The organism is Paenibacillus glycinis (assembly GCF_009909185.1).
GTDB classification, from domain to species: Bacteria; Bacillota; Bacilli; order Paenibacillales; family Paenibacillaceae; genus Paenibacillus_Z; species Paenibacillus_Z glycinis.
In genome coordinates, this window is record NZ_JAAAMV010000024.1 from 152,592 (window position 1) to 177,767 (window position 25,176).

General features: G+C 58.9%; 23 protein-coding genes. 15 read left to right on the forward strand and 8 right to left on the reverse strand.

Annotation, left to right across the window (positions count from 1 at the left end):
- Positions 1-146 precede the first annotated feature (146 nt).
- Complete coding sequence (locus GT019_RS24135; protein WP_161745982.1) at positions 147-2,666, forward strand: apiosidase-like domain-containing protein; 2,520 nt, start codon at positions 147-149, stop codon at positions 2,664-2,666.
- Between the two features lie 117 nt (positions 2,667-2,783).
- Here the strand turns inward: GT019_RS24135 and GT019_RS24140 are convergent, their stop codons facing one another.
- Positions 2,784-3,344 (reverse strand): helix-turn-helix domain-containing protein, encoded by a 561-nt coding sequence (locus GT019_RS24140; RefSeq protein ID WP_161745983.1) that lies wholly within the window; start codon positions 3,342-3,344, stop codon positions 2,784-2,786.
- 172 nt (positions 3,345-3,516) lie between these two features.
- Here GT019_RS24140 and tdh point away from each other — a divergent pair, with 172 nt between their 5' ends.
- Together tdh and GT019_RS24150 are read left to right on the forward strand one after the other, a co-directional pair.
- Entirely contained in the window at positions 3,517-4,584 is a 1,068-nt protein-coding gene (gene tdh, locus GT019_RS24145; protein ID WP_161746047.1) for an L-threonine 3-dehydrogenase, read from the forward strand.
- Between the two features lie 14 nt (positions 4,585-4,598).
- On the forward strand, positions 4,599-5,777 hold the full coding sequence (locus GT019_RS24150; RefSeq protein WP_161745984.1) for a glycine C-acetyltransferase: 1,179 nt from the start codon (positions 4,599-4,601) through the stop codon (positions 5,775-5,777).
- A gap of 79 nt (positions 5,778-5,856) precedes the next feature.
- Here GT019_RS24150 and fabV read toward each other — a convergent pair whose 3' ends face one another.
- The 7 genes from fabV to GT019_RS24185 all read right to left on the reverse strand — a co-directional run bounded on the left by fabV (position 5,857) and on the right by GT019_RS24185 (position 12,292).
- Positions 5,857-7,047 carry an enoyl-ACP reductase FabV gene (gene fabV / locus GT019_RS24155; protein ID WP_161745985.1) on the reverse strand — a complete coding sequence of 397 codons (1,191 nt, stop codon included), beginning with the start codon at positions 7,045-7,047 and terminating at the stop codon, positions 5,857-5,859.
- Between the two features lie 170 nt (positions 7,048-7,217).
- Complete coding sequence (locus GT019_RS24160) at positions 7,218-7,826, reverse strand: flavin reductase family protein (RefSeq protein WP_161745986.1); 609 nt, start codon at positions 7,824-7,826, stop codon at positions 7,218-7,220.
- A gap of 19 nt (positions 7,827-7,845) precedes the next feature.
- A complete protein-coding gene (locus GT019_RS24165) occupies positions 7,846-8,457 on the reverse strand; it encodes an alpha/beta hydrolase (RefSeq protein WP_161745987.1) in 612 nt (203 codons plus the stop codon).
- Positions 8,454-9,404, reverse strand: coding sequence for a ring-cleaving dioxygenase (locus GT019_RS24170; RefSeq protein WP_161745988.1), 951 nt, complete (start codon positions 9,402-9,404; stop codon positions 8,454-8,456). The genes GT019_RS24165 and GT019_RS24170 overlap by 4 nt, the downstream gene beginning before the upstream one ends.
- 174 nt (positions 9,405-9,578) lie before the next feature.
- Positions 9,579-9,965 (reverse strand): DoxX family protein, encoded by a 387-nt coding sequence (locus tag GT019_RS24175; RefSeq protein WP_161745989.1) that lies wholly within the window; start codon positions 9,963-9,965, stop codon positions 9,579-9,581.
- A gap of 342 nt (positions 9,966-10,307) precedes the next feature.
- Positions 10,308-11,300 (reverse strand): phytanoyl-CoA dioxygenase family protein, encoded by a 993-nt coding sequence (locus GT019_RS24180; RefSeq protein WP_161745990.1) that lies wholly within the window; start codon positions 11,298-11,300, stop codon positions 10,308-10,310.
- Between the two features lie 92 nt (positions 11,301-11,392).
- Positions 11,393-12,292 carry an AraC family transcriptional regulator gene (locus GT019_RS24185; RefSeq protein ID WP_161745991.1) on the reverse strand — a complete coding sequence of 300 codons (900 nt, stop codon included), beginning with the start codon at positions 12,290-12,292 and terminating at the stop codon, positions 11,393-11,395.
- A 248-nt stretch (positions 12,293-12,540) separates the two neighbouring features.
- Between GT019_RS24185 and GT019_RS24190 the strand changes: the two genes are divergently transcribed.
- From GT019_RS24190 to pstB, 12 genes are all read left to right on the forward strand, one after another.
- Positions 12,541-13,299, forward strand: coding sequence for an IclR family transcriptional regulator (locus GT019_RS24190; RefSeq protein ID WP_161745992.1), 759 nt, complete (start codon positions 12,541-12,543; stop codon positions 13,297-13,299).
- 18 nt (positions 13,300-13,317) lie between these two features.
- Complete coding sequence (locus GT019_RS24195; RefSeq protein WP_161745993.1) at positions 13,318-14,091, forward strand: SDR family NAD(P)-dependent oxidoreductase; 774 nt, start codon at positions 13,318-13,320, stop codon at positions 14,089-14,091.
- 54 nt (positions 14,092-14,145) lie between these two features.
- Positions 14,146-15,054 carry a fumarylacetoacetate hydrolase family protein gene (locus GT019_RS24200; RefSeq protein WP_161745994.1) on the forward strand — a complete coding sequence of 303 codons (909 nt, stop codon included), beginning with the start codon at positions 14,146-14,148 and terminating at the stop codon, positions 15,052-15,054.
- A gap of 22 nt (positions 15,055-15,076) precedes the next feature.
- Positions 15,077-15,928, forward strand: a complete 852-nt coding sequence (locus GT019_RS24205) for an amidohydrolase family protein (RefSeq protein ID WP_161745995.1) — start codon at positions 15,077-15,079, stop codon at positions 15,926-15,928.
- A gap of 228 nt (positions 15,929-16,156) precedes the next feature.
- Positions 16,157-16,780, forward strand: a complete 624-nt coding sequence (locus tag GT019_RS24210; RefSeq protein ID WP_161745996.1) for a PadR family transcriptional regulator — start codon at positions 16,157-16,159, stop codon at positions 16,778-16,780.
- Between the two features lie 31 nt (positions 16,781-16,811).
- On the forward strand, positions 16,812-18,344 hold the full coding sequence (locus GT019_RS24215) for an MDR family MFS transporter (protein ID WP_161745997.1): 1,533 nt from the start codon (positions 16,812-16,814) through the stop codon (positions 18,342-18,344).
- 303 nt (positions 18,345-18,647) lie between these two features.
- Positions 18,648-20,048, forward strand: a complete 1,401-nt coding sequence (locus GT019_RS24220) for a stalk domain-containing protein (protein WP_161745998.1) — start codon at positions 18,648-18,650, stop codon at positions 20,046-20,048.
- A gap of 48 nt (positions 20,049-20,096) precedes the next feature.
- The gene (locus GT019_RS24225) at positions 20,097-20,960 is read left to right on the forward strand and encodes a phosphate ABC transporter substrate-binding protein (protein WP_161745999.1); all 864 of its coding nucleotides are present in this window, start codon (positions 20,097-20,099) and stop codon (positions 20,958-20,960) included.
- 120 nt (positions 20,961-21,080) lie between these two features.
- Positions 21,081-22,040, forward strand: a complete 960-nt coding sequence (gene pstC, locus GT019_RS24230) for a phosphate ABC transporter permease subunit PstC (RefSeq protein WP_161746048.1) — start codon at positions 21,081-21,083, stop codon at positions 22,038-22,040.
- A complete protein-coding gene (pstA, locus tag GT019_RS24235; RefSeq protein ID WP_161746000.1) occupies positions 22,037-22,933 on the forward strand; it encodes a phosphate ABC transporter permease PstA in 897 nt (298 codons plus the stop codon). The genes pstC and pstA overlap by 4 nt, the downstream gene beginning before the upstream one ends.
- Before the next feature lie 128 nt (positions 22,934-23,061).
- The gene (locus tag GT019_RS32530) at positions 23,062-24,219 is read left to right on the forward strand and encodes a methyl-accepting chemotaxis protein (protein ID WP_161746001.1); all 1,158 of its coding nucleotides are present in this window, start codon (positions 23,062-23,064) and stop codon (positions 24,217-24,219) included.
- A gap of 169 nt (positions 24,220-24,388) precedes the next feature.
- Entirely contained in the window at positions 24,389-25,159 is a 771-nt protein-coding gene (gene pstB / locus GT019_RS24245) for a phosphate ABC transporter ATP-binding protein PstB (RefSeq protein WP_161746002.1), read from the forward strand.
- Positions 25,160-25,176: the final 17 nt, after the last annotated feature.

Here is a 25,176-nt window from a genome sequence, read left to right on the forward strand (position 1 = left end):
GATATACTTGAGTTTGAGTGGAGCTCCTGCACAGAGAGAGAAGGCGGGCTGTTTTGGCATGCGCGGAAGGAGGGCGGTACGGAGCAGGCACGACAGGGAACCGAAGGCACGCAGCCATTTTAGGAGACAGAAAGGGAGTGCACGTAATGACCAACGCAATCCATGCCGGCTTCGGCAGAAGATCGGGATTGGCGCTGCTCGCGCTAGTCATGTTGCTCGCGGCGATCGTCATTCCGCAGCGGGCTTTCGCGGCGGATTATACGACGCAAAATTGGCAAACGGTCGAGATCTCGCTGACCAGCTCCAAAACGTACGCCGATCCGTTCGCGAACGTCGACGTCACCGCCACGTTCACGGGACCGGGCGGCACGGTGATCACGCGTCCGGCGTTCTGGAGCGGAGGCTCCGTCTGGAAGATCCGCTTCGCGCCGACCAAGACCGGCGCCTGGACGATGACGACGGCGGCGAACGATCCGACCGACACGGGCTTGAACGGAATCACGAAATCGATTCAAGTCAACGCGTACACGGGCAGTCTGGCGATTTATCAGAAGGGCTTCCTGAAAGTCAGCGCCAACGGCCGGTACCTGACGTACAACGACGGCACGCCGTTCTTCTATCTCGGCGACACGCACTGGATTCTGCCGCATGAACGGTTCGCGACCTCCAATGCGGCGGGCGTCGCCTCGCAGTTCAAGTACGTCGTGGATAAGCGGGTCAGCCAAGGCTTCACCGTGTACCAGTCGGAGCCGATCTGGCAGCCGCACGGCGGCGGCACGCATGCGGGCGCGGACGAGGAGGCGGTGGCCAACCTGAGCGACGGCTTCTCGAGCGCCGACCTGGCCGGGTTCGACAACCTCGACCGCAAATTCAAGTATATCGCCGACCAGGGTCTCGTCCATGCCAACGCGCAGGTGACCTGGGCGCTCGATCCGGCCAACTATGCCGTCTACACCGACGCCTACATGGCGCGCGTGGCGAAATATTGGGTTGCCCGCTTCGGCTCGTATCCGCTCATCTACACGATCGCGCAGGAGATCGACCGCAACATGTACAACGCGTACAATACGACGACGCTGAGCAAATGGTACGCGGTCGGCCAAAGCATCAGCGACAACGACGCGTACAACCAGCCGATCATGCCGCATATGGAGAATACGGGCACGTCGGTGGCGTCCAATTCGCTCTGGGCGAGCAAGTCCTTCGACGACGGCTGGGCCGTGCAGTGGCAGGGCGACATGACCGGCATGAGCACGGCCAAGGATTTCTATAATTTCGGCACGGCGAAGCCTTCCGTCCTGTACGAGAGCGCCTACGACGGGTTCTGGACGGATTCCCGCGGCGCGCTGGGCGCGGGATACAAGGCGTTTCAATACGGCATTTACGGTTACGGCTACGGCGCTTCCGGGGTTTGGAACGACGTCTATTCGAAGAGCGGCGATCCCGACGATTTCGGAACCGGCTACGAGCTGCCCGCGCGGTATACGTGGTGGTACGACGGCGCGAACTACGCGACGGGGAACCAATTGACGTATTTCAAAGCCTTCTACACCGCCCTGGAGTGGTGGAAGCTCGTGCCCCGCTTCGACGATCCGGCGTGGAGCGCGTTCAGCGACGCGTCCAGGTCGCTGCTGTCTTCGGACGGCAACGGCACGTACGTAACGTTCTTCTTCAACGGGACGACGAGCACGGGCACGATCAAGGGCATGGACAACGGCTACTATTACAACGCCCGCTGGTTCAATCCGCGGACCGGCGCCTACACGAGCATCGGAAGCAGCGTGCAGTCGACGTCCGGCCAGTGGAATGTCCCGAACAAGCCGGACAGCAACGACTGGGTGCTGCTCCTGCAGAAGACGTCCGTGCCGGCGCCGGACGCGGCGAACTTGGCGCTCGGCAAGACGTATGCCAGCTCTTCGTCATGGGACAGCACGCAAACGGCGGACAAAGCGTTCGACGGCTTGCCGTCCACGAACTGGCAGGCGTGCAACGCCTGTTGGAACGGCCAGACGCTGGAAGTGAATTTCGGCGCCAACACGACGTTCAACCGCGTCGTGCTGTCCGAATACGACGGCCGCACGACGGGCTATCGCATCGAATACTGGAACGGCTCGGCGTGGCAGACGGCTTACGCGGGCACGAGCATCGGTCCGAGCGGGACATCGAAGACGATCACGTTCCCGGCGGTCACGGGCAGCAAGGCGCGGATCTACTTCACGTCCGGGACGGCGAACGCGCCGATCATCTACGAATTCGCCGTCTATCATGACATCGTGAACCTGGCGCTCGGCAAGACCTATGCCAGCTCGTCGTCGTGGGACGGAAGCCAGACGGCGGACAAAGCATTCGACGGCACCACCGCCACGAATTGGCAGGCCTGCAGCGGCTGCTGGAACGGGCAGACGCTGGAAGTGAATTTCGGGACGAACACGACCTTCGACAAAGTCGTCCTGACGGAGTACGACGGCCGCACGACGGGCTACCGGATCGAATATTGGAACGGCTCGAGCTGGCAGACGGCCTATACGGGCACGAGCATCGGCGCTTCGTACGTGCCGAAGACGATCGCCTTCGGCGCGGTGACGGGCAGCAAAGCGCGCATCTACTTTACGTCCGGCACGAGCTTCGCCCCGATCATTTACGAGTTCGAGATTTACAACCAGTAGCGGGAATAACGCGGAATCCATCCGCGGGAACGAAAAACGCACCGCCTTGGCTCGCAAGCCAAGGCGGTGCGTTTTTCGTTGATTCGGGCGCCCAGACGGCACGATCGCCGAGGTCGCCTAGGACGGATAATGAATCACCGTATAGTAGACGATTTTCTCGCTGCCCAGGTTCTCGTACGAATGCGGCTGGTCGGCGTTGAAATGAAGCGCGTCGCCGGCCTCGAGCTCGTAAACATCGTCCTGGACGGTAAGCCTCAGCATCCCCCGCACCATCAGAATGTACTCCTCGACGCCCTCGTAGTGGGCTTCCGAGGCATGCATGACGCCCGGCTCCAATTCAACGGTGTAGATCTCGAATTTTTTGCCCTGCTCGAACGGAACGAGGGGGTAGGAGCGGTAGCTGCCGTCCTCTTCCACGAAGGGCTCCAAATCCTCGAAGCGGATGTGCGTGACGCTCGCTTTCGTATCTTCGATCAAGGACGTAAAGGAAATATGCAGGCCGTTGACGATTTTCCAGATGATCGAAATGGTCGGGTTGGAATCCCCGCGTTCGATCTGGCCGAGCATGGCCTTGCTGACGCCGGTCAGTTCGGCGACCTGGTCCAGGCTGAGGGCTCTCGATTTGCGGATGGCTTGAAGGTTTTTGCCGATCTTTTTATGAATTTGTTCCTGTTCCATGGGGCCTCCTCGCATTCTGTTCCTGCCCCTCATTATAACGAAAATCGCCGGGAAGGACAGCCCGTTAGAAAAAAATGGTGTACAACATTGCGTACGCATGTATAATATAGCATATACAGCATAACGCACAAATGGATTATATCTTATACGGGTGGGATGAAGCTTGGCGACGATGATGGGATTGGTGAAGGAAGTAAGGGCATCCGGAGCGGCATTGCGCGAGGTGCCGGTTCCCCGCTGCGGTCCGGACGAGGTGCTTGTCCGGATCAAGGCGTCCTCGATTTGCGGGACGGACGTTCATATTTATAAATGGGACGCGTGGGCGGAAAGCGCCGTCGTGACGCCGAACGTGTTCGGCCACGAATTTGCCGGCATCGTCGAGGAGACGGGCAGCGAGGTCAAGCATGTCCGGATCGGCGATCACGTGTCGGCGGAAGGGCATGTCGTCTGCGGCCGCTGCAAAGCCTGCCGGACCGGCAACGCCCATGTATGCCCCAATACGGTCAGCTTCGGCATATCGGCTCCCGGCTGCTTCGCGGACTATGCCATCGTCAAAGCGTCCAATGTCATCCCGAACCGCCCCGACATGCCGTTCGAGCTCGCCTGCTTGCAGGATCCGCTCGGCAATGCGGTGCAGACCGTATTGTCGGGCGACATCGTGGGCAAATCCGTCGCCGTCATCGGGATGGGCCCGATCGGGCTCATGGCCGTCGCCGTGGCGAAAGCGAGCGGGGCCGGCTCCGTCATCGCGCTCGATATCAACCCGTACCGGCTGAAGCTCGCCAAGCGGATGGGCGCGGACCACGCCGTCAACAACGGGGAGGTCCCCCTGGTTGACGCCGTCATGGAGCTTACCGGAGGCGAAGGCGCCGAAGTGGTGCTCGAGATGTCCGGCCACCCCGACGCGATACGAGGCGGATTCGAAGCGGCGGCTCCGGCGGGGCGCGTGTCCATGCTCGGGATTCCGACCCGGGAGGTGTCGCTCGATTTGTCCCGCCACGTGATCTTCAAAGGGCTCCGCATCGAAGGCATCACCGGGCGCCGGATGTACCAGACCTGGTACCAGCTGAAAGGGTTTCTCGAGCATAAGCGCATCGATTTGAGCCCGCTGATCACCCATCGCTTTTCCTTGCACGATTACGAGGAAGCGTTCGAGCTGATGTCCTCGGGCCAATGCGGCAAGATCGTGTTCTCGCACGAAACGAGTCCATCCCTGCAATCATCCATTCTAGCGATATAAGGAGCGTGCCGACCGTGGCGAAGTGGGAAAGAACATTAGGCGAAGAACTGCAGCAATTGAAGCGGGAAGGGCGTTACCGCCCGCTGACCGTATGGGCAAGCGGATCCAGCACGCGGATGGAGCTGGACGGCCGTTCCGTCCTTCAGATGTCCTCGAACAATTACTTGGGGCTCACGGATCATCCGGAGCTGATTCAAGCGGCCATCGAAGCCACGCGGCAATACGGCGTCGGCAGCGGATCGGTGCGCACCATTACCGGAACGTTGGCGATCCATGAGCAACTGGAGCTGGAGCTGGCCCGGTTTAAAGGCACGGAAGCGGCGCTCGTCTTTCAATCCGGATTCACGACGAATCAAGGCGTGTTGGCTTCCATATTGGGACCGGACGACGTCGTCATCAGCGACGAATTGAACCATGCCAGCATCATCGACGGCATTCGGCTGACGAAAGCGCACCGCAAAATCTACGCGCATAAAGACATGGGCCAGCTTGAAACGGCATTGAAGGAGAGCGCCGCTTACGGCAAACGGATCGTGGTGACGGACGGCGTGTTCAGCATGGACGGGGATATCGCGCCGCTGCCGGCCATCGTGGAGCTCGCGGAACGTTACGATGCGTTCGTGTACGTGGACGACGCCCACGCGAGCGGCGTGCTGGGCAAGAACGGCAAAGGCACGACGGATCATTTCGGCCTGCACGGCCGCGTCCATATTCAGGTGGGCACGTTATCGAAGGCCGTGGGCGTCGTCGGCGGCTACGTGGCCTGCGATCAGATCCTGAAGGATTATCTGATCCACAAGGCGCGTCCGTTTCTGTTCAGCACCTCGCAGACGCCGGCCGTCGCGGCTTCGTGCCTGGCGGCGATTCGCGTGCTGGAGCAAAGCGGGGAGCTGATCGGAAAGCTGTGGGACAACGCGGCTTACTTCCGCTCGCAGGTGCAAGCGCTCGGCTTCGACACCGGCGCGAGCGAGACGCCGATCGTGCCGGTCATCGTGGGCAACCCCGCCGAGACGATGCGATTCTCCGACTTGCTGTTGCAGGAAGGCGTGTTCGCCCAAGGAATCGTGTACCCGACCGTCGCCATGGACAAGGGGCGCGTCCGGTTCATCGTCACCGCCCGCCATACGCGCGAGGAGCTCGATTACGCGGTGCAGGCGCTGGGCAAATGCCGTGCCGCACTAAGCCAAGATTAATCAAGCAAAGCTGCCGCTGCATAGCGCGCATATAAAAGGCCGGATGCCCTCGATGTGAGGGCGTCCGGCCTTTTCGGTCTTAGTAGGCGTTCGGCACGTCCACCATCGGGTCGACGTCCGCTTCGTAATCCACGCCTTCGGTCTCGAAGCCGAACAGCTGGAAAAACTCTTTCCGATAGCCGGCGAGGTCCGTCAGCTGCTCGATATTGTCGGTCGTCACGGCTGCCCACAGCTCCGCAACCTCGCGCTGCACGTCCTCGCGCAGCTCCCAGTCGTCGATCCGGATCCGTCCTTCCGCATCGACGGGCACTTCGCCGCCCGCGTACAGGCGTTCCGAGAAGAGGCGGTAGGTCTGCTCGATGCAGCCCTCGTGAATGCCTTTCTCCTTCATGACCTTATAGAGCGCGGAGATGTACAGCGGCACGACGGGAATGGCGGAGCTCGACTGCGTAACCAGCCCTTTGCTGACCGTCACGAATGCGCGCCCGCCGATTGCGCCGAGCTGGTCGCCGAGCTGCTTGGCCGTTGCCTCCAAATGATCCTTCGCTTGCCCGATCGTGCCCTCGCGGTAGATCGGCTGCGTGATCTGCGAGCCGATGTACGAGTAGGAGATCGTCGTCGCGCCGTCCGCGAGCACGCCTCCCGCTTGAAGCGCGTCGATCCATAGCTGCCAGTCTTCCCCGCCCATGACGGCGACGGTTTCCTTCGTTTCCTGCTCGGTGCCGGGCTCGATCGAGATCTCGGTTACCTCGCCGGTATGGAAATTAACGGTCTTGTTCGTATACGTGCCGCCGAGGGGCTTAAGCACGGAATTATACGTTTCGCCCGTCGCCGGATCCGTTCTGCGCGCGGAAGCGACGCTGTAGACGACCAGGTCGACTTGGCCGAGCTCTCTGCGGATCAGCTCGACGGCCTTCGCTTTCGTCTCGGGCATGAAGGCGTCGCCGGTGACGCTGAACGATTTGAGCCCGGCCTGCGCGGCCGCCTTCTCGAAGGCGGCGGAGTTGTACCAGCCCGCGGAAGACGTGCGGCCGGGCTTGCTCTCGCTCGCGCGGAAGACGCCGACCGTGTTCGCGCCGGCGCCGAATGCCGCCACGATGCGCGCGGCCAGCCCGTAACCGGCGGAGGCGCCGATCACGAGCACGTTGCGCGGACCTTGAATGGCCGGGCGTTCCTTCACGTAATCGACTTGCTCCTGGACTTGCAGGGCGCAGCCCGCCGGATGGGCGGTCGTGCAAATAAAACCGCGTGTTCTTGGTTTAATGATCATGGCTGTTCATTCAGTTCCTCTCGTACGGTTGTTAGGGGGCTTGCCCATGGTTCAATGTTACGATAGTACCCCGAATGCGGGCAAACCGCAACCTGGACGAGCAAAAAGCCCGCGTATTCGCGGGCTTAAGCCTATTTGCGCCTATTATTGCGATGCATTTCGCTCACGGATCAGGGCCGTTCCAATTGAAAGACCTCGCCGAGCTTGGCGTAGCTCGTCCCCGCCAGCCGGCTGACGGGCTTGAGCGCGGCGGCGACGATGTGTCCGTCGTCGTACACGTCCTCGCGGAAGTGATAGCGCACGATTCGGCCGATCAAGAGGTCGCAGGCCGGCGATCCGTCGGTTCCGCCCAGCGGGACGATGCGCTCGACTTCGCATTCTATCCTGACGGCGGCCTCGGCGATCCCGGGCACGCGCACGACTTCGCTTGCGACGGGCGTCAGGCCGGCCGCCTCGAGCTCGCTTTCTTCGGGACCGAAGTCGGCGGCGGTTTGGTTCATCCGCTCGACGTTGCGCTCGTCGGCGATATGGACGACGAACTCGCCGAGGCCGGCGGCGTTGCGCGCCGTGTCCTTCATCGCGCCGTTCCTGCGGCCGACGGAGACGGACAGCATCGGCGGGTTGGCCGTGACGATATTGAAGTAGCTGAACGGCGCCGCGTTGACGGTGCCCGCGTCGGTCAGCGTCGTAACCCAGGCGATGGGCCTCGGGATGATGCTGCCGATCATCAGCTTATAGTTGTCCCGTTCGCCGATGGACGCCGGATCGATGCTGATCATGATCGGATCCTCCCGCGGCTCAAGCCGGAAATTCGCCGCGAAACCAAGCGGCGGCCTGCTGCACCTCGGAAGCCGTCAGCCGGTGGCCGTTGTTCTCCCAATGCACGGTCACCGAGGCGCCGGCGCCTTTCAGCAGACCCGTCAGCTCTTCGGTTTCCGATGCGGAGCAGATGGGATCGTTCGTCCCGGCCGCGATGAAGACCGGCACGTTCGCGAGAGCAGGCAATTCCAGGTTGCGCAGCGGAACCATGGGATGATGGAGGATCGCGCCCTTCAACGCATCCGCGTAATGGAAGAGCAAGCTTCCGGCGATGTTGGCGCCGTTGGAATAACCGACAGCCACGACGTTATCGCGGCGGAAGCCGTATTTCTCCGCGGCTTCGTCCAGGAATGCCGCGAGCTCCTTCGTCCTGAACCGCAGGTCTTCCTCGTCGAAGATGCCTTCGGCAAGCCGCCGGAAGAAACGGGGCATCCCGTTCTCCAGCACGTTGCCTCTCACGCTGAGCACGGAAGAGGCGGGGGAGAGCTGCTGCGCGAGCGGCAGCAGGTCTTGCTCCGTGCCTCCCGTTCCATGCAGCAGCAGCAGCGTAGGGGCGTACGGATTCGTGCCGTTCTGGAAGAGATGCCTCATTGGTTGTTTCCCTCCAACTCCCGCACTTCGATCGGGAACAGGTTTTGCTCGATGAGGCCGCGTTTCGGCTCGTACCACGAAGGAAGCATCAGTTTGCCGCCAAGGGTATCGAACGGTTCGTCACGTTGGAACCCTGGCGCATCCGTCGCGATTTCGAACAGGATGCCGCCGGCTTCGCGGAAGTAGATCGCGTTGAAGTACTGGCGGTCGATGATATCGGTCGCGTGGAAGCCGTGCTCGATGACGTGTTTGCGCCAGTTGGCATGGTCCTCGTACGTGGCCGCGCGCCAAGCGATGTGATGCACCGTGCCGGCGCCGCCTTCGCCCCAAGGCATCGATTTCGCGTTGATGTCGATCACGTTGCCGATGTCGCCGGCAGCGCGGTAACGGACGAGTCCGTTTTCTTCCCCGATTCTCGAGAGGCCCATGACGCTCGCGAGCGTGTCTTGGGTTTTCGCGGCGTTGATGCTGTACAGGATCGCGCCGCCGAAGCCTTTGATCGCTTTATCCGTCGGCACGCCGCCGAACGACCATTGGCTCAGGGCGCCTTCTTCGCGTTCGACGATCTCGAGCTGCAGGCCGTCGCGGTCTTTGAACTGCAGGTACGTTTCGCCGAAACGCTCCGTCCGTTCGAAGGCGACGCCGAGACGCGCCAACCGCGCTTCCCAGAAGGACAGCGCGCCCGTCGGCACCGCGAACGTGGTGTAGCCGACTTGGCCGCCGCCTACTTTGCCGAGCCGGGCGCCGGCCGACGGAAAGAACGTCATGATGGTGCCGGGGCCGCCGATCTCGTTGCCGAAGTACAGGTGATACACCTCGGGCGCGTCGAAATTGATCGTTTTCTTAACCAGGCGCAAGCCGAGGATGCCCGCGTAGAAATCCACGTTGTCCTGCGGGTGGCGCACGAAAGAAGTGATATGGTGGATACCGGCTGTTTGATAAGTCATTAGAATTCCCTCCTAGTGTGAGTATGGCCAAGTCAGGCCGCGGTTATCGATCAGAGAAGATGGAACCCGGCTTTGCCGCGCCGTTATTGGGCGGCGCGGCCGCAGAAGAATCTTACCGCGCCGGTTTTGCTTGGCGCAACCGTTAAATTGGCGAAAGCTTCCTGCGTATACGGTTTAACCCAACGAGTAAGCGCCTGCTCCGACCAAGGCTACGCCGACGACGACGACGAGGACCACGAGCGGGTATTCGTATCCGTTGGCCGTCGACCAGACGCCGTTCTTGCCGTGTACCTTCACGATCGCGCCCAGCATGGTCAGGCCGATCAGCACCGCGCCGACGGTCGTAAGCAGGCCGGCTCCGAACAACAGTCCGCCGACCAATTCCATCAAGCCGGATAGGACGGCCATGGCGACGCCGGGCTTAATGCCGACCGAGTCCATCCAACCGCCGGTTCCCTTCGGACCGTAGCCGCCGAACCAACCGAACAATTTCTGGGCGCCGTGCCCCACGAACAACAACCCGATTACCACGCGAATCAACAACAATCCCAAATCCATCATTTTCATCATCCTCCGATATTAATTCTAATTTAATATTCTTTAATTTAAGATATAAGACAAACGACTTGAGCGACGACGACAGGCAGCGAACAGCAATCAAGCGAAACCTATTCCTGCTCCAAATTCAACGATCAGGCAGTTCTACATGCCGCTGCACCTCCATGCAAAGTTCGATCCGTGTCCATCTCGAAATTAATAATCTTAAATTTAAGATAATAATAAGCGACGTTTCGGCTTTTGTCAATACAGGCCGCGCATGAATTTCCGGCATGCAAAAAGCGGCCGCGCGCCGAGGCGACGACCGCAATCGCGTGCGTGATTAAACATGCGCCGGACGAATGGTTATTCCTTCTGGGCGACCGGCATCATCATGCCGTTGTCCATGCCCATCATGCTGACGCTGCTGCCGTCCGTATCGTCGCCTTCGTACAAGTAGACTTCCGTGCCGAACGCCGGCTCCGCGTAAGGCAGATGCGTGCGGCCGCGGGCGAGGATCTGCCGATAATTGCCGGAATCGCCCTCGTAGCCGTCGTGGTCCCAAGGCACCCAGGAACGGGCGTTGCAATAATGGCAGACGTACGAACGGCGGTATCTGTCCGCGGTTCTGTTCGGGAACGAACGGTGGAAGAGATGGGAATGGAAGAACAGCACGTCGCCGGGCTGAAGCGGGACCGGGATCGGCGCCGGATATTTGGCGACCATGCGGGAGAGCGTGTTCACTTCGTCGTCCAGATGACTGACGTTCTGCACGCCGTTCAGATCCGCGAAGGCGTCGAGGGCGTGCACGTTGCCGCCGCCGATTTCCTTGGGCGGGTACACGGGCTCATGGTTCGATCCCGGAACGACCCAGAGGCAGCCGTTCTCTTCGTCGGCCTGCTCGAGCGCGATCCATGCTCCGACTAGCGTGTCGGGATGCGTCTTGATATAGCAGGAGTCCTGATGCCAGCCTTGGCCGCCGCGGCCGGGCGGATTCAGGAACATCATCGACTGCACGGCGTACACGTCCGGCCCGATGAGCGCTTCCGTGACGTCCAGCACGCGGGGATGCAGCATGCCGCGTTCGGCTGCCGCGTCGAGGCGGGAAAGCATATGGATGCGCGTTGCCGCTTTGAATTCTTCCTTTAAAGGATCGTTGCTTCCCGGCTCGTACGATTTCGGCTTCTCGCTGTTCAGCCGCGTACGTTCGGCCAGCTCGTACAGCTCGGCGATGTCTTCTTTCGAGAGTAAACCTTTGACGATCAGGAATCCGTTTCGCTGGTAATGCACGTAATCTTCGACGCTGACCAAGTAGCGGTCTTCTCTAGGGCGAGACTTAGGCGTGTAAAAGGTTGCCATCGTTTTCATGCCTCCAATGAAGTGGGGTATGCTTCTATTTTGCGTCATCGGAGACAGCGGTTTCAATGGAGGGAAAACGATAAACGATGTCTTTATTTGATTTCGGCATTCACGAGGATGTGCCGGTTGGCGAAGGTTCGTCCGGGATCGACCTCAATGGCCGCATGGCGGAAGATGGGCTCCTTGCAGCGCTCCAGGTATTCGGTGGCCGTGATGCCGCGAATGCGCTTGTATATTTTTGAGAAATGATGTTCGTCCCCGAATCCGCATTGGTACGCGATTTGCTTCACGTTGCCGCTGCCCAGCATCATCAGTTCCTCCGCCAGATTAATGCGGCGTTCCAGCAGCATCCGCTTGGGCGATATGCCGACGGAGGCGACGAACATGCGGGTGAAATGCTCGTGCGACCAGCCGGACTGCCGGGCGATCTGCTCGATCGTGACGGGCTCGGTCAGATGCGCTTCGATATAAGCGATCGCCTTCGAGATTTGAACGGGATAACCGGCGGAAGCGAATTCCGGCGTATTGTCGGCAAATGCGGCGATCTCCTCGAGCGCGGCCGCCACGAGCGCGGACAGGCGCCGTTTCCAATGATGCGATTGGTAACCGGCCACGACGATGATCTGCTGCATGATGCCGGCGACCAAGCTGCCGTGCTTGGCGGGCACGATATGGAAACTCGGCTGCAGCAGCGACGCGAACCGTTCGTCGCGTCCGCGCAGCGCGCCGTAGTCGAAATGCACGAACAAGTGACGGGTCGTCCGTTCTTCGTCGAAGAGGTAACGGTGGCGCTCGCCCGGACGCGTGAAGACGAAGCAAGGGACGTCGAGCGCGTGGGGAACGTCTCCATGCTCGTAGACGGTGCCCGTTCCTTCGGGGAAATAAACCAGCTCGTAGTCGTCGATCGCGCGGACGCCGAGGACGGAGCCTCTGCTGACGATGATATCGCCGACGTTATGGACGTACGGCCAGCCGCCTTGATCATGACTCATGGCGCATAACACGTTCCTTCCCGTTTCGCAGCCTCCGCGGTCCCGGCAGGCGGCGAGCGTTGGCTTTTGCGTTTATTATGCCGAAGCGCGGAGCGGGGCGCAATAGGAAGGGGCCGCGCCGCGAGATCTTTCAATTAAGAAACGCGTTTTTTATATTGAAAATGCCGCGGGCGCGAGCTATAGTTAAATCGTAGAAGGTTTACTATATAGAAATTGGTTTTGTATACAAAACCGAGTGAGGCGATGGAGTGTCGGAGGAGCGCAAATACTGGGTCCCCGCATTGGAGAAGGCCGATAAAGTGGTTGCCGTGCTGGCCGCCGAACCGGCCCGGCACAAGCTGATCGACTTGTCCAGGCGGCTGGACATCAACAAGAGCTCGATGTTTTCCCTGTTGAACACGATGGAAGCGCTGCAGTGGGTGGTGCGGGGAGAGGGCGATACGTATTCCCTCGGCCGCGCGTTCGCCGCCTACGGTTCCGCGTACGCGCAGAACTATGACTTGAACCGGTCGTTCCAGCAGGAAGCCGCCGGCGCGCGGGACAGGCTCAAGGAAACGATTCAACTGGCGCGGCTGGAGGGCAACCAGGTGCTCTATCTGGGCAAGCTGGAAGCGCTCTCGCCGGTCCGGCTGCAGTCGGAGCCCGGCATGCTGCTGCCGGCCCATGCGACCGCGCTCGGCAAAGCGATGCTCTCGCAGCTGGACGACGCCGAGCTCGAGCGGCTGTATCCGGAATCGGCGCTGCCGGCGCTGACGCCGCATACGATTCAGGACCGCGAATCGCTGCTCCGGGAGCTGCGGGCCATTCGGGAGCAAGGTTTCGCCGAAGACGACCAGGAGTCCGTCATGGGTTTCCGCTGCGTCGCGGCGGCCATCCGAAGCGGGAGCGGCCAGGCGCCCGCGGCGGTCAGCTGCTCCATGCTGCTGCATCAATGGGAAGCGAAGAATGGCGAGGCAAGGACGGAGATGCTGGCGCTCGCCGGCAGACTGTCCGTGCCGCATTCATAAGGAAGAGGAGATGATGGCATGCGATTGAAGGACAAAGTCATTTTGATTACGGGTTCGGGATCCGGCATCGGCAAGAGCACGGCGCTGTTATTCGCGAGCGAAGGCGCGAAGCTGGTCATCAACGATCTGTCCGAACCGAACGGGACCGCGACGGTACAGGAAATCGAGGCGGCCGGCGGCGAAGCGATCTTCATCCGCGCCGACGTGACGAACCCCGATGAAGTATCCGCGATGGTCGACGCGATCATCGCGAAGTACGGCGTGATCGACGTGCTGTTCAACAACGCCGGCATCAGCGGCGTCGGCGTGCTGCACGAGATCGATCCCGAAGCATGGGACCGCGTCATCAACGTCAACATCCGGGGCGTCTTTCTGCCGAGCAAGTACGTCATCCCGCACATGATGGAGCGCCGCAGCGGTTCGATCATTAATATGTCGTCCTGCATCGCGGAGGTGGGCCTTGCCCGCCGCGCTTCGTACGCGGCGACCAAAGGCGCCGTGCTGGCATTGACGAAGTCGATGCAGGTCGATTACGCGCCTTACCATATCCGCGTCAACGCGCTGCTGCCGGGCACCATCATGACGCCGTTCGTCGAAAATTACCTGAAGAACTCGTACGACAATCAAGAAGAAGCCATCGCGGGCTTGAAGAAGCGCCAGCTGAGCGAAGAGCTCGGCCTGCCGGAGGACGTGGCGAAAGCCGCGCTGTTCCTGGCTTCCGACGAGTCGACGTTCGTTATGGGCTCGCCGCTCTACGTCGACGGCGGCGTCGTGTTCGGCAAGAACGCGTAGCCGGACTTATTCCGCGATGACGACATTTATAAATCAGGAAGGGTGTAAACGAAGATGAAATTGATCAGCATCTCGAAACAAGGCCGCAACGCGCTTGGCGTCGCGACGGAGAACGGCATTATCGACGTCGAGCTGGCGTTGGCGGCAGAAGCGTCCCGCGCGAGCTCGGAGGTTCCTTCGGACGTCATGTCGGTCATCGGCGGAGGCGAAGAGGCATTGGCGTCGCTGCGCGGGTTCGTCGAATCGCTGCCCGCTTCGGGCAACGAAGCTTACTTGCGCGGCGAGGACGAGATCGAATGGGGACCGTGCGTCACGGCGCCGAACAAGATTATTTGCGTCGGCCTCAACTACCGCAAGCATGCGGAAGAAACGAATGCGCCGATCCCGCAGTTTCCGATCCTGTTCAACAAATTCAACAATACGCTGACGGGACATCTGCGGGAGATTGCCGTTCCGAAAGTGACGCAGAAGCTCGATTACGAAGCGGAGCTCGTCATCGTCATCGGCAAGCAAGCCAAATACGTCTCCAAGGAAGACGCGCTCGGCCATGTGTTCGGCTATTGCGCGGTCAACGACCTGTCGGCCCGCGATCTGCAGCTGCGCACGCATCAATGGCTGCTCGGCAAATCCTGCGACGATTTCAGCCCGCTCGGCCCGTATCTCGTGACGGCGGACGAAGTCGGCAACCCGAACGACCTGGCGATCAAAGCGACCGTCAACGGCGAGGTTCGCCAGAACTCCAACACGTCGGACATGATCTTCCATTGCGACGAGATCGTAAGCTATATCTCGCAGCATATGACGCTCGTGCCCGGCGACGTCATCCTGACCGGCACGCCGGAAGGCGTCGTGCTCGGCCTTCCGGAGGCGCAGCAGGTGTATTTGCAGCCGGGCGATGAAGTGACGATCGAAATCGAAAAGCTCGGCAAGTTGACGAACCGTTTCGTCGCGGATCCGGCTTAACCCATAACGCGAGGTGTCTGGAATGAGTCGAACAATCGATGCGCATCAGCATTATTGGGAGCTTGAACGCGGCGACTACGGCTGGCTGACGCCGGAGGCCGGTCCGATCCTGTACCGGGACTACGTCCCGGCGGATTTGGAGCCGGAGCTGGCGCGCGCGGGCATTCGCCAGTCGATCGTGGTGCAGGCGGCCCAGACGCATGCGGAGACCGCTTATATGCTGGAACTGGCGGAACGTTCGGATTCCGTTGCGGGCGTCGTCGGCTGGCTGAATTTTCAGGATCCGAATTGGCGCGACGTGCTGAAGATTTTCCGCGCGCATCCGAAATTCCTCGGCGTGCGCGTCATGCTGCAGGAGATGCGCGACGCCGCGGAGGTGCTCGAGCCGAACAGCCTGGAGGCGCTTCGGCATTTGGCGGAGATCGGCCTGCCCGTCGATCTGCTCATGAAGTCCAGCCAGCTTCCGGAGACGATCGCGCTGCTGAAGCAGGTCCCGAACCTGCATGCCGTGATCGATCATATCGGCAAGCCGCGAATCGGGGAAGGGCGGTTCGAGCCTTGGGCAAGCCAAATGCAGGAAATCGCCGCGAACTATTCCGGCGTGTACTGCAAATTGTCGGGCATGCTGACGGAGGCGGATCATGATGCATGGCAGCCGGAGCAGTTTACCGCGTACGTGCGGCATGTCGTCGCCTGCTTCGGCGTCGGACGCGTCATGTTCGGCAGCGATTGGCCGGTATGCCTGCTGGCGGGCAGCTATGCGGACGTGCGCGACGTGCTGCGCGCGGCGTTGCCGGAGGGGCTTGACAGTGCCCAGCTTGCGGCCGTGTACGGCGACAATGCGGCGGCATTTTATAAGCTGCCGGCGGAATAACGATCGAAAAGGAATAAAGCAGCAAATCGATACGCGAATTTCCTGAAGGGCTTCCGCCGAAAGTGGCGGAAGCCTTTTCGGCGCGTCGGCGTTCTGACGGCTGACGAACGCATCCCTTGAATACTTTTTGGTTTACGACCTAAGACCGTTGACATGGGTCATTCTATTTCGTATAGTCGACATGGACTATGTGATGACAATACCGTTTTCGAAGGAGTCGAGATTTGGATGGCTAATCGTAAGGTTTCCAACATGCTGGCACTTGCCGTCTTATCGCTGCTCAATGAGAAACCGATGCATCCGTACGAGATGTCCGCCACGATGAAACAGCGCGGCATTCCCGATGTCATCAAGCTGAATAACGGCTCGCTGTATTCCGTAGTGGAGGCGCTGCTGAAGCACGGTTGGGTCGTTCCGCTGGAGACGTCGCGGGAAGGAAAGCACCCGGAGCGGACGATCTATGCCCCGACCGATGCGGGGAAGGCGGAATTCCACGACTGGCTTCGGGAGCTTATCTACGAGCCGGCGAAAGAATATCCCCATTTCCCGGCCGCATTGGCGTTCATCGGGCATGTCTCGCCGCAGGAGACGGCCGGTCTCCTGGATCAACGCATCGGCTTCATTCGGAAGAACGTCGCCGAACGTCGGGCGGGCATGGACTACGCGGCGTCCCAAGGGCTGTCCCGCATATTTTTGATCGAAGCGGAGTTCATCGTCCACCAGTCGGAAGCCGAATTGAAGTGGCTGCTGGCATTCAAGGAGGACATCAAGAACGGCAGGCTCACCGAGCAGGTCAACGGAGAGACGGCATGGCATATGTCCGTGCCGCCCGACGAGGAACTGCTGCCGTAGTAAAAAAGAAACGTGGAGGGAACAACAAACAATGAGCGCACAACGCAAAAACGTTGGCATCGTGGTCGCCGGTCTGCTGCTTGGCATTCTCATGGCGTCCATGGACAATACGATCGTCGCCACGGCGATGGGAACGATCGTAGGCGAGCTGGGCGGCTTGGACAAATTCGTCTGGGTCACGTCCGCTTATATGGTCGCCGAGATGGCGGGCATGCCGATCTTCGGCAAGCTGTCCGATATGTACGGACGGAAGAAGTTTTTTATATTCGGCATTTTGATGTTCATGCTGGGGTCGATTCTTTGCGGAACGGCAGACTCCATCGTGCAGTTGAGCATTTATCGCGCGGTTCAAGGGATCGGGGGAGGCGCGCTCGTGCCGATCGCCTTCACGATCATGTTCGACGCCGTGCCGGCGGAGAGCCGCGGCAAGCTGGGCGGATTGTTCGGCGCCGTGTTCGGCCTGTCGAGCATCTTCGGACCGCTGCTCGGCGCATACATTACGGACTACATCAAATGGGAATGGATTTTCTACATTAACCTGCCGCTCGGACTGATCGCGTTTGTCATGATCGCTTTCTTCTATAAAGAATCCGTCCAGCACAGCAAGCAGCGGATCGACTGGGGCGGCGCGGTTACGCTCGTCGGCGCGGTCGTCTGCCTCATGTTTGCGCTCGAGCTCGGCGGCAAGAACTATGCCTGGGATTCCGGCGTGATTCTAAGCTTGTTCGGCGGATTCGCGGTTCTCGTGATCGCCTTCATCCTCATCGAACGCGTCGTCAACGAGCCGATTATCAAGTTCAGCATGTTCCGCGACCGGTTGTATTCGACGAGCAACGCGATCGCGATGTTCAGCGGCGCGGCCTTCGTTACGGCATCGGTGTACATTCCGATCTACATCCAAGGCGTGTTCGGCGGCAAATCCACGGATTCCGGCCTCGTGCTGCTTCCGATGATGGTCGGTTCCGTCGTGACGGCGACCATGGGCGGCGCGCTGATGATGAAGACCTCGTTCCGCTCGCTCATGATTCCGACGTTGGCGCTGCTGACGGTCGGCAACGTTCTGCTTACGACGCTCGGCGTCGAATCGCACCGGTATACGGTCGTGATCTTCATGGTGCTGATCGGACTCGGCATCGGCGCTTCGTTCTCGGTGCTCAGCAATGCCGCGATCTTCTCGTTCCCGCCGCAGGAACGGGGAACGGCAAGCGCGACGCTGAACTTCCTTCGTTCGCTCGGCATGACGATCGGCATTACGGTGTTCGGGATTATCCAAAGCCACTCCATGATGAACAAATTCGCGACCTCGTTCACGTCGGACGAGACGAGCCAGCTTCCGCAGGGCGTTAACCTGAGCGATCCGCGCGCGATCCTGGCGCCCGAGCTGAGAAAAGCGATTCCGCAGCCGATTCTCGACAAAATCACGATGGGACTATCGTCCTCGATTACCCAAACGTTCGCTTGGGCGATCATCCCGTCCGCGCTCGCCTTGTTCTTCGCCTTCTTCATGGGCAAGCGCAAATTGAGCGAAATGGAGCATGCCGATTATACGCCTTCGTCCCACTAGCAACCAGGATCCGATATGCTCGCATAAGTCCGGTGACCCAAGTCGAAACTTGGCACCGGGCTTTTTTTGTCGTCATTCGGTTGGCGAAACGTGACTATAGGTCTGATTTGGCCATGGAAAAGGGGGCTGATATATCAAATCTAGCTTTTGGTTGATATTAACATTTTCTACACAATACATTAACGGCCACTTAACAATACCTGGCAACCGATTAATGACCGCTTAACAATGGATGCCTATAATCGGTCTTGTACATATAAGACGAAGGAAAACAAAACAATTTCAGAAGGGTGATCACAGTCAATGTCCATGAAAAAAACGATTTTGATTTCTGCGCTGGCAGCTGCGCTTAGCACGTCTGCAATCGGTGTTGCTTCGGCAGCTACCACGTCGCAAGTAACGGCACCGGCTTCGTTTAACCTGATGGTAAACGACGCTTCCCTGCAAGTTCGTTCGGTACAAACGAATGGCACGACATTGGTATCGGTGCGCGACCTCGGTTCCGCAGCGGGCGCATTGTTCGTCGTAAACGTGAAGAACGGCGTGACGGCGTACATCAATGGCCATTCCATCGAACTGCACGCAGGTTCGAACGCAGCGCTGGTTGACGGCGCGCAAGTTGACCTGGAGCAGGCAATCGAGAACGTGGGCGGATCTTACTATATTGCGGTTAACGACTTCGTCAGCATCTTCGACGTCGAAGCAACGACGGATGCCGCTGGTCAAGTTTGGATCGACACGGTAGCGAAAATCCATGCCGACAGCATCAACTGGATCAACGCGAATCAATTGCTCGCTTCGTCGCTGACCGAAGAAGGACGCACGGACTACGTCATCGATGCCAAAACGGGCGCGGCTACGAAAGTACTTAGCTCCGAGACGGCTTCCGAGCTTTCCGTATCCCCGGACGGATCCAAAGCGGCTTACACGGACGAAGACGGCGTAGTTAGCGTCATCGACCTGACAAGCCCGACTTTCGCCAGCAAACAAGTTTCGGCTGACAGCTCGATCAAACCTGAGCTTGTTTGGTCCGCTGACGGCAGTGCGATTTACTTCCTGCAAGGCGACAAAGGTTCGGTTATCCAAAAGCTGAACGTGGCCGACGGCACGCTCACGAAAGTGCTGGAAGACAAAGTCGATTACAAAGCGAACCTGAGCGTTTCCACGGACGGCACGAAGTTCTACTACACGGTTACGAAGCCGGGCGCGGTAACGGCTCCTGACGGCAAACCGGTCGATGCGGACGATGTCGCGATCGACACCACGGGCACTGAGCCGCAAGTATACTTCTACGATGCTTCCGTTAAGGAATCGGCACCGGTGAAACTGACGACGACGGCAGACGATAAAATCTTCGTCGGCGCGGCAGCGGACGGCAGCAAAGCTTTCTACGTAAGCGTAGAAGACGGCAAGCCTTCTTCCCTGGTCGCAATTGCGAAAGACAAAACCGTTAAGAAACTGATCGAAGACAAAGACGTGCTGCAAGCAACGATCGCAGGCGACAAAATCTACGCGCTGACGGACGCAGGCGAGCAAACGGGCCTGTACGAAGTGGACACGGCAGCCGGCACGTCCAAGCTGGTTCGCAACCTCGATGGCAACGTAAGCGAAGTCGTAGCAGCCGCTAACGCTCCGGTAGCCGTTGTCGTCGATGACCAAACGTTCGTCATCCAAGGCGATACGCTTAGCAAAATCACGAAATAATTGACTCATCCCTAATACCCGTTAATCACGAGAGGAGAACTACAAACAATGAAAACGAAATGGTTCAGAAATATCGGTCTTGCCGTAATGGCGCTTTCCCTTACGTTCGGCAGCGTATCCGCTGTCAGCGCAGCAAGCAAATTGAGCGGTCGCATCGTCATCAACGGATCCTCGGCACTGCTTCCGTTGACGCTGCAAGCAGCTAACGAATTCAAGAAGCTGAATCCGAAAGTGAAAATCTCCGCATCCGCGGCAGGCTCCGTAACTGGCCCGCAATCGGTTCGCAAAGGCATCGCCGATATAGGCGCTTGCGACTGGGATGCTTCCACTGACGTTCCGGGCTTCAGCAAATTCACGGGTCAAGTCGCGAACAAAGTAGCCGTTATTCCTTTCGCGGCCGTAACGAACAGCAGCGCTGGCGTAACGAGCCTGACGAACGCCCAACTGTCCGGTATCTTCTCCGGCAAAATCACCAACTGGAAAGAAGTCGGCGGCAATGACGCTAAGATCGTTGTCGTTAACCGCGCATTCGGATCCGGCACGCGCGTCAACTTCCAAATCAAAGCACTGAACGGCACGGACTTCATGACGAAGGGCGACAACTACATCGAAGTTAAATCGAGCGGCGACATGAAAACGAAAGTCGAAACAACGCCTAACGCGATCGGCTACATCGACCTTGTCTACGTATCCGGCAGCAAAATGAAAGCCGTCAGCATCAACAACGTAGCTCCAACGGAAGCAAACGTCATCAACGGCACGTACAAAGTATGGTCGTACGGCTACTACATGACGAAAGGCCAACCTACCGGCGCCGTTAAAGCATTCATCGACTACGTTCAAAGCACGAAGTTCCAAAACGGTTCCCTGAAAAAGCTCAAATTCATTCCGCTTGCCGCAATGAAGAAATAAGCAAGTAAGAACCTCATCCTCACCAATTAAATACGAGGAACAAGCGAAGCCAGCTTCTGCACCTTATACGAGAAGCTGGCTTCTCTTTATGACATGAGAGGAGAATAGATGGTTATGAGTATGATGGAAGTGCCGAATTCCGGTACCGTTTACTCTAGCGAAGAACTTGGCCGGAGCTTGGAGAGTTCATCCGGCAAAACATTCGGCCGCAGGGCGCGGCTCGCTTTCTACAACCGTACGTTCAAGATCGTATGTATCGCAAGCGCGGTGTTCGTCTGCTTAATCCTGTTTTCGATTTTATTCTTGATGGGCCGGACCGGTATTCTGACTTTTGAAACCGTGTCCCTGAAAACTTTCTTTTTCTCCACGGACTGGGTACCGGAGAATGAACAGTACGGCGCATTCGTGTTTATTTTCGGCACGATCGCGCTGACGCTTCTGACCATGCTGATCTCGGTGCCGTTATCGCTCCTTATTGCAATCTTCCTATCGGAAATGACGCCTGCTTGGCTGAAGAACGCACTTCGTCCCGTACTGGACCTGCTTGTCGGCATCCCTTCCGTCGTCTACGGCTTCCTTGGCCTGACGATCTTGATTCCGATGCTGCGTTCGCTGACGGGAACCAGCCTGGGCGATGGTATATTGGCCGCCGGGATCGTACTCACGATCATGGTGCTGCCGACGATCAGCCGCATCACGGACGACTCCATCGTCGCCGTGCCGAAGAAATTCCGCGACGCTTCCTACGCATTAGGCTCCACGCGCTTTCAAACGATCGTTCGCGTCGTCATCCCGGCCGCGAGAAGCGGCATCATGTACGCCGTGATTCTCGGCATGGCTCGCGCGATCGGCGAAACGATGGCGGTCGTCATGGTCATCGGCAATACGCCGCAATTGGCAGACGCGCTGTTCAAGCCGACGTCCGTACTGACGAGTAACATCGTCATGCAGATTCCGAACGTGCCGTTCGATTCCACATGGAACTACGCGCTCTATATGATGGGCTTTATCCTGCTCCTGATCTCGCTGATCATGATCATTGCCGTCAGGCTGATCCAGGGCAAAGGGGTGAAACAATGAGCGCTGGCAAAACTACGGCGGATCATCCTTTCGCCGCCCGCAAAAGCTTGAATCAATTCAACAATAAGTTGTTTACGACCGTCGTCTGGGTAGTCGGCATCTGCACGGTTATCTTCATCATCGCGCTGCTGTTCCTCATTCTCGAGAAGGGGCTTCCGAAGCTGGACTGGGGCTTCCTCTACGGGGAACCGAGCGAGATCGAAGAAGGCGGCGGCGTCGGCCCGCTGTTGTTCAACTCCTTCTACGTACTGATCATCTCGCTCCTGATTTCCATTCCGCTCGGCATGGCTTCGGGCATTTATCTGGCGGAATTCGCGCCGGCGAACAAATTCATCGGCTTCATCCGCATTTGCGTCGAAGGGCTGGCATCCGTGCCGTCCATCATCTTCGGTCTCTTCGGGATCGTCTTGTTCGTCGAATCGCTCGACATGGGCTTGACGATTCTCGGCGCCGCGGTCAGCTTGGCATTCCTGAATCTGCCGGTCCTGACGCGCGTCACCGAGGAAGCGATTCGCGCCGTGCCTCAGGAAATGAAAAGCGCTTCGTTCGCCCTCGGCAGCACGCATTTGCAGACGATCCGAAGAGTGCTGATTCCGGTCGCGCTCAACGGGATCATTACGGGGATCTGCTTGGTTGCGGGCCGCGCGTTCGGCGAGAGCGCCGTCATCATTCTGACCGGCGGCGTAACGTCCTCGGGCGTGATGTGGGATTTCAATCCGTTATCTCCCGGCGCTACCCTGGCCGTGCATCTCTGGTACGTGCAGTCCGAAGCGATCGTGCCGGATGCGCAGCTGATCGCCGAGAAATCCGCGGCGGTGCTCGTGTTTATCGTATTGCTCATCAACATCGTGTTCCGCGTGCCGCTTTGGATCAACTCGCGCAAAATGCGGTAGAAACGTGTAGGCCTCCTACGAAATGCCCGGAATTTTAACACTCGTCTAACAATTTCAGGCACATACGATAATGCTTAAGTCCTATAGTGAAGCTAGAAAAGATAGCTTGCGAGAGGGAGTGCTTGAGCATGAGCGTTGCTGTTGCGGAATCGAAGAAGAGCGAGAATATTCCAGGAGGTGCGGCGGATTCGGCCAAGCATGCGACGGAGCACGACCTGATGATGCCATTCGTCCGCCAAACGCCGATCGTCGCCACATCGCAGACCTGCGAAGAAGTCATCGGACAATTCGCGGCAGCGCCGGATCATGAATGCATCGTCGTGTGCACGGCGGATCATAAGCCGCTTGGACTCGTGATGAAGAACCGGTTGACGATCATTCAGACACATCGCTTCGGCAGGGAAATCTATTACGGACGTTCCATCGCCAGACTGATGGATAAACAGCCCCTCGTCGTCGATCATAACGTTTCGCCGCAGGAATTGCTGGATCTCTCGCTCGGCCGCGACGAGAAGACGCTCTACGATTGCGTGATCGTAACGGAAGAAGGACGGTTCATCGGCGTGCTCACGATGTCCGATCTGCTTAAGATGTCCCGATTGCTGCAGCGGCAAACCGTTCAGGCGCAAGTCGCGATGATTCAGAACGCGCAGGGCATGATCCGCGACATCGACCGCTCGGTGCACGAAGTGCATGAAGCATCCGTCAAGGGCGAGACGATGTCGCAAACGATGCTGGACCTGACGCTCAAGGGCAAGAACGAATTGGACAAGGTGTCCGCGGCCATTCACGGCATGTCGCAGCGCGCGAACATCCAAGAGCATCAAATCGGGGAGCTCCAAGAGCGGGCAGGCTCGATCGGAAGCGTGTCGAAACTGATTCGCGAGCTCGCCGACCAATGCAATCTGCTCGCCGTCAACGCGACGATCGAGGCGGCGCGAGCGGGCGAGCACGGCAGAGGCTTCGCGGTCGTCGCCGACGAAGTCAGGATGCTGGCCACGCAGACCAAATCGTCCGCGGACGACATCAACCGGCTGATCGGCTCCATCTTGGACGCCGTGAAGGAAACGGTGCATCAAGTCGGCCTTGGCCGCACCGAAGCCGATGCAAGCCAAACCTACGTGCAGGAAGCCGCCGACGTGTTCCAGTCGTTGTTCCATGCGGCGGCGAACAACAGCAGCAGCGCGGCGGATATCGGCCGGCTGTCGAACCAAGCCTACGATCAAGCGCAGCAGGTTACGGACAGCATTCAAGCGCTGATGGACGACATGCAGGGCAACGCATAAATTTTAATGCGGCGTTTACAAAACGAACATATGAGGTTTACATTTCGGGGCTACGATTAGGGTTGTAGCTCAGAAGAAATGCGGAGGTCCGCCGTCTTGCCGGCGGCTTGGCGCTTTCTTCCCTCAAACGGACGAACGAACGTCCACCACCGATACGGAGGAGAACGGTATGCAAACCATCGCTTCGCAAACACTCATCGACATTCATAAATTGAATTTGTATTACGGCACCTTTCACGCGCTCAAGAACGTCACGATGGATATCCCGCAGAAAGCGATCACGGCGTTCATCGGCCCGTCCGGCTGCGGCAAGTCGACGCTGCTGCGCACGCTCAACCGCATGAACGACATGATTCCGAACACGCGCATCGAAGGCAAGATCACGATCGGCGGAGCGGATATCTACTCCAAGGAAGTCGACGTGGAGACGCTGCGGAAGAAAGTCGGCATGGTGTTCCAGCAGCCGAACCCGTTCCCGAAATCGATCTACGACAACGTCGCGTACGGTCCGCGCCTGCACGGCATCCGCAGCAAGCAGAAATTGGACGAGATCGTCGAGACGAGCCTTCGTTCCGCCGTTTTGTGGGATGAAGTGAAGGATTATCTGAAACGCTCCGCGCTCAGCCTCTCCGGCGGCCAGCAGCAGCGTCTGTGCATCGCCCGCGCGATCGCCGTGAATCCCGACGTGCTGCTGATGGACGAAGCGACGTCCGCGCTCGATCCGATCTCGACCTTGAAGATCGAAGAGCTGGCGCAAGAGCTCAAAGACAAATACACGATCGTCATGGTTACCCACAACATGCACCAAGCGGCGCGCGTATCCAACCAAACCGTGTTCTTCCTAAACGGCGAGGTAGTCGAATTCTCCGATACGGAAAAGCTGTTCTCCAACCCTCGCGACCAGCGCACGGAAGATTACATCAGCGGCCGTTTCGGCTAATATCGGTTAACCTTATT

What these genes read in the sequence shown, in the direction of transcription:
- GT019_RS24135 (WP_161745982.1), top strand. Translation starts at nt 147, where the DNA reads ATGACCAACGCAATCCATGCCGGCTTCGGCAGAAGATCGGGATTGGCG.
- GT019_RS24140 (WP_161745983.1), bottom strand. Translation starts at nt 3,344, where the DNA reads ATGGAACAGGAACAAATTCATAAAAAGATCGGCAAAAACCTTCAAGCC.
- tdh (WP_161746047.1), top strand. Translation starts at nt 3,517, where the DNA reads ATGATGGGATTGGTGAAGGAAGTAAGGGCATCCGGAGCGGCATTGCGC.
- fabV (WP_161745985.1), bottom strand. Translation starts at nt 7,047, where the DNA reads ATGATCATTAAACCAAGAACACGCGGTTTTATTTGCACGACCGCCCAT.
- GT019_RS24160 (WP_161745986.1), bottom strand. Translation starts at nt 7,826, where the DNA reads ATGATCAGCATCGATCCGGCGTCCATCGGCGAACGGGACAACTATAAG.
- GT019_RS24165 (WP_161745987.1), bottom strand. Translation starts at nt 8,457, where the DNA reads ATGAGGCATCTCTTCCAGAACGGCACGAATCCGTACGCCCCTACGCTG.
- GT019_RS24170 (WP_161745988.1), bottom strand. Translation starts at nt 9,404, where the DNA reads ATGACTTATCAAACAGCCGGTATCCACCATATCACTTCTTTCGTGCGC.
- GT019_RS24175 (WP_161745989.1), bottom strand. Translation starts at nt 9,965, where the DNA reads ATGATGGATTTGGGATTGTTGTTGATTCGCGTGGTAATCGGGTTGTTG.
- GT019_RS24180 (WP_161745990.1), bottom strand. Translation starts at nt 11,300, where the DNA reads ATGGCAACCTTTTACACGCCTAAGTCTCGCCCTAGAGAAGACCGCTAC.
- GT019_RS24185 (WP_161745991.1), bottom strand. Translation starts at nt 12,292, where the DNA reads ATGAGTCATGATCAAGGCGGCTGGCCGTACGTCCATAACGTCGGCGAT.
- GT019_RS24195 (WP_161745993.1), top strand. Translation starts at nt 13,318, where the DNA reads ATGCGATTGAAGGACAAAGTCATTTTGATTACGGGTTCGGGATCCGGC.
- GT019_RS24200 (WP_161745994.1), top strand. Translation starts at nt 14,146, where the DNA reads ATGAAATTGATCAGCATCTCGAAACAAGGCCGCAACGCGCTTGGCGTC.
- GT019_RS24205 (WP_161745995.1), top strand. Translation starts at nt 15,077, where the DNA reads ATGAGTCGAACAATCGATGCGCATCAGCATTATTGGGAGCTTGAACGC.
- GT019_RS24210 (WP_161745996.1), top strand. Translation starts at nt 16,157, where the DNA reads ATGGCTAATCGTAAGGTTTCCAACATGCTGGCACTTGCCGTCTTATCG.
- GT019_RS24215 (WP_161745997.1), top strand. Translation starts at nt 16,812, where the DNA reads ATGAGCGCACAACGCAAAAACGTTGGCATCGTGGTCGCCGGTCTGCTG.
- GT019_RS24220 (WP_161745998.1), top strand. Translation starts at nt 18,648, where the DNA reads ATGTCCATGAAAAAAACGATTTTGATTTCTGCGCTGGCAGCTGCGCTT.
- GT019_RS24225 (WP_161745999.1), top strand. Translation starts at nt 20,097, where the DNA reads ATGAAAACGAAATGGTTCAGAAATATCGGTCTTGCCGTAATGGCGCTT.
- pstC (WP_161746048.1), top strand. Translation starts at nt 21,081, where the DNA reads ATGATGGAAGTGCCGAATTCCGGTACCGTTTACTCTAGCGAAGAACTT.
- pstA (WP_161746000.1), top strand. Translation starts at nt 22,037, where the DNA reads ATGAGCGCTGGCAAAACTACGGCGGATCATCCTTTCGCCGCCCGCAAA.
- GT019_RS32530 (WP_161746001.1), top strand. Translation starts at nt 23,062, where the DNA reads ATGAGCGTTGCTGTTGCGGAATCGAAGAAGAGCGAGAATATTCCAGGA.
- pstB (WP_161746002.1), top strand. Translation starts at nt 24,389, where the DNA reads ATGCAAACCATCGCTTCGCAAACACTCATCGACATTCATAAATTGAAT.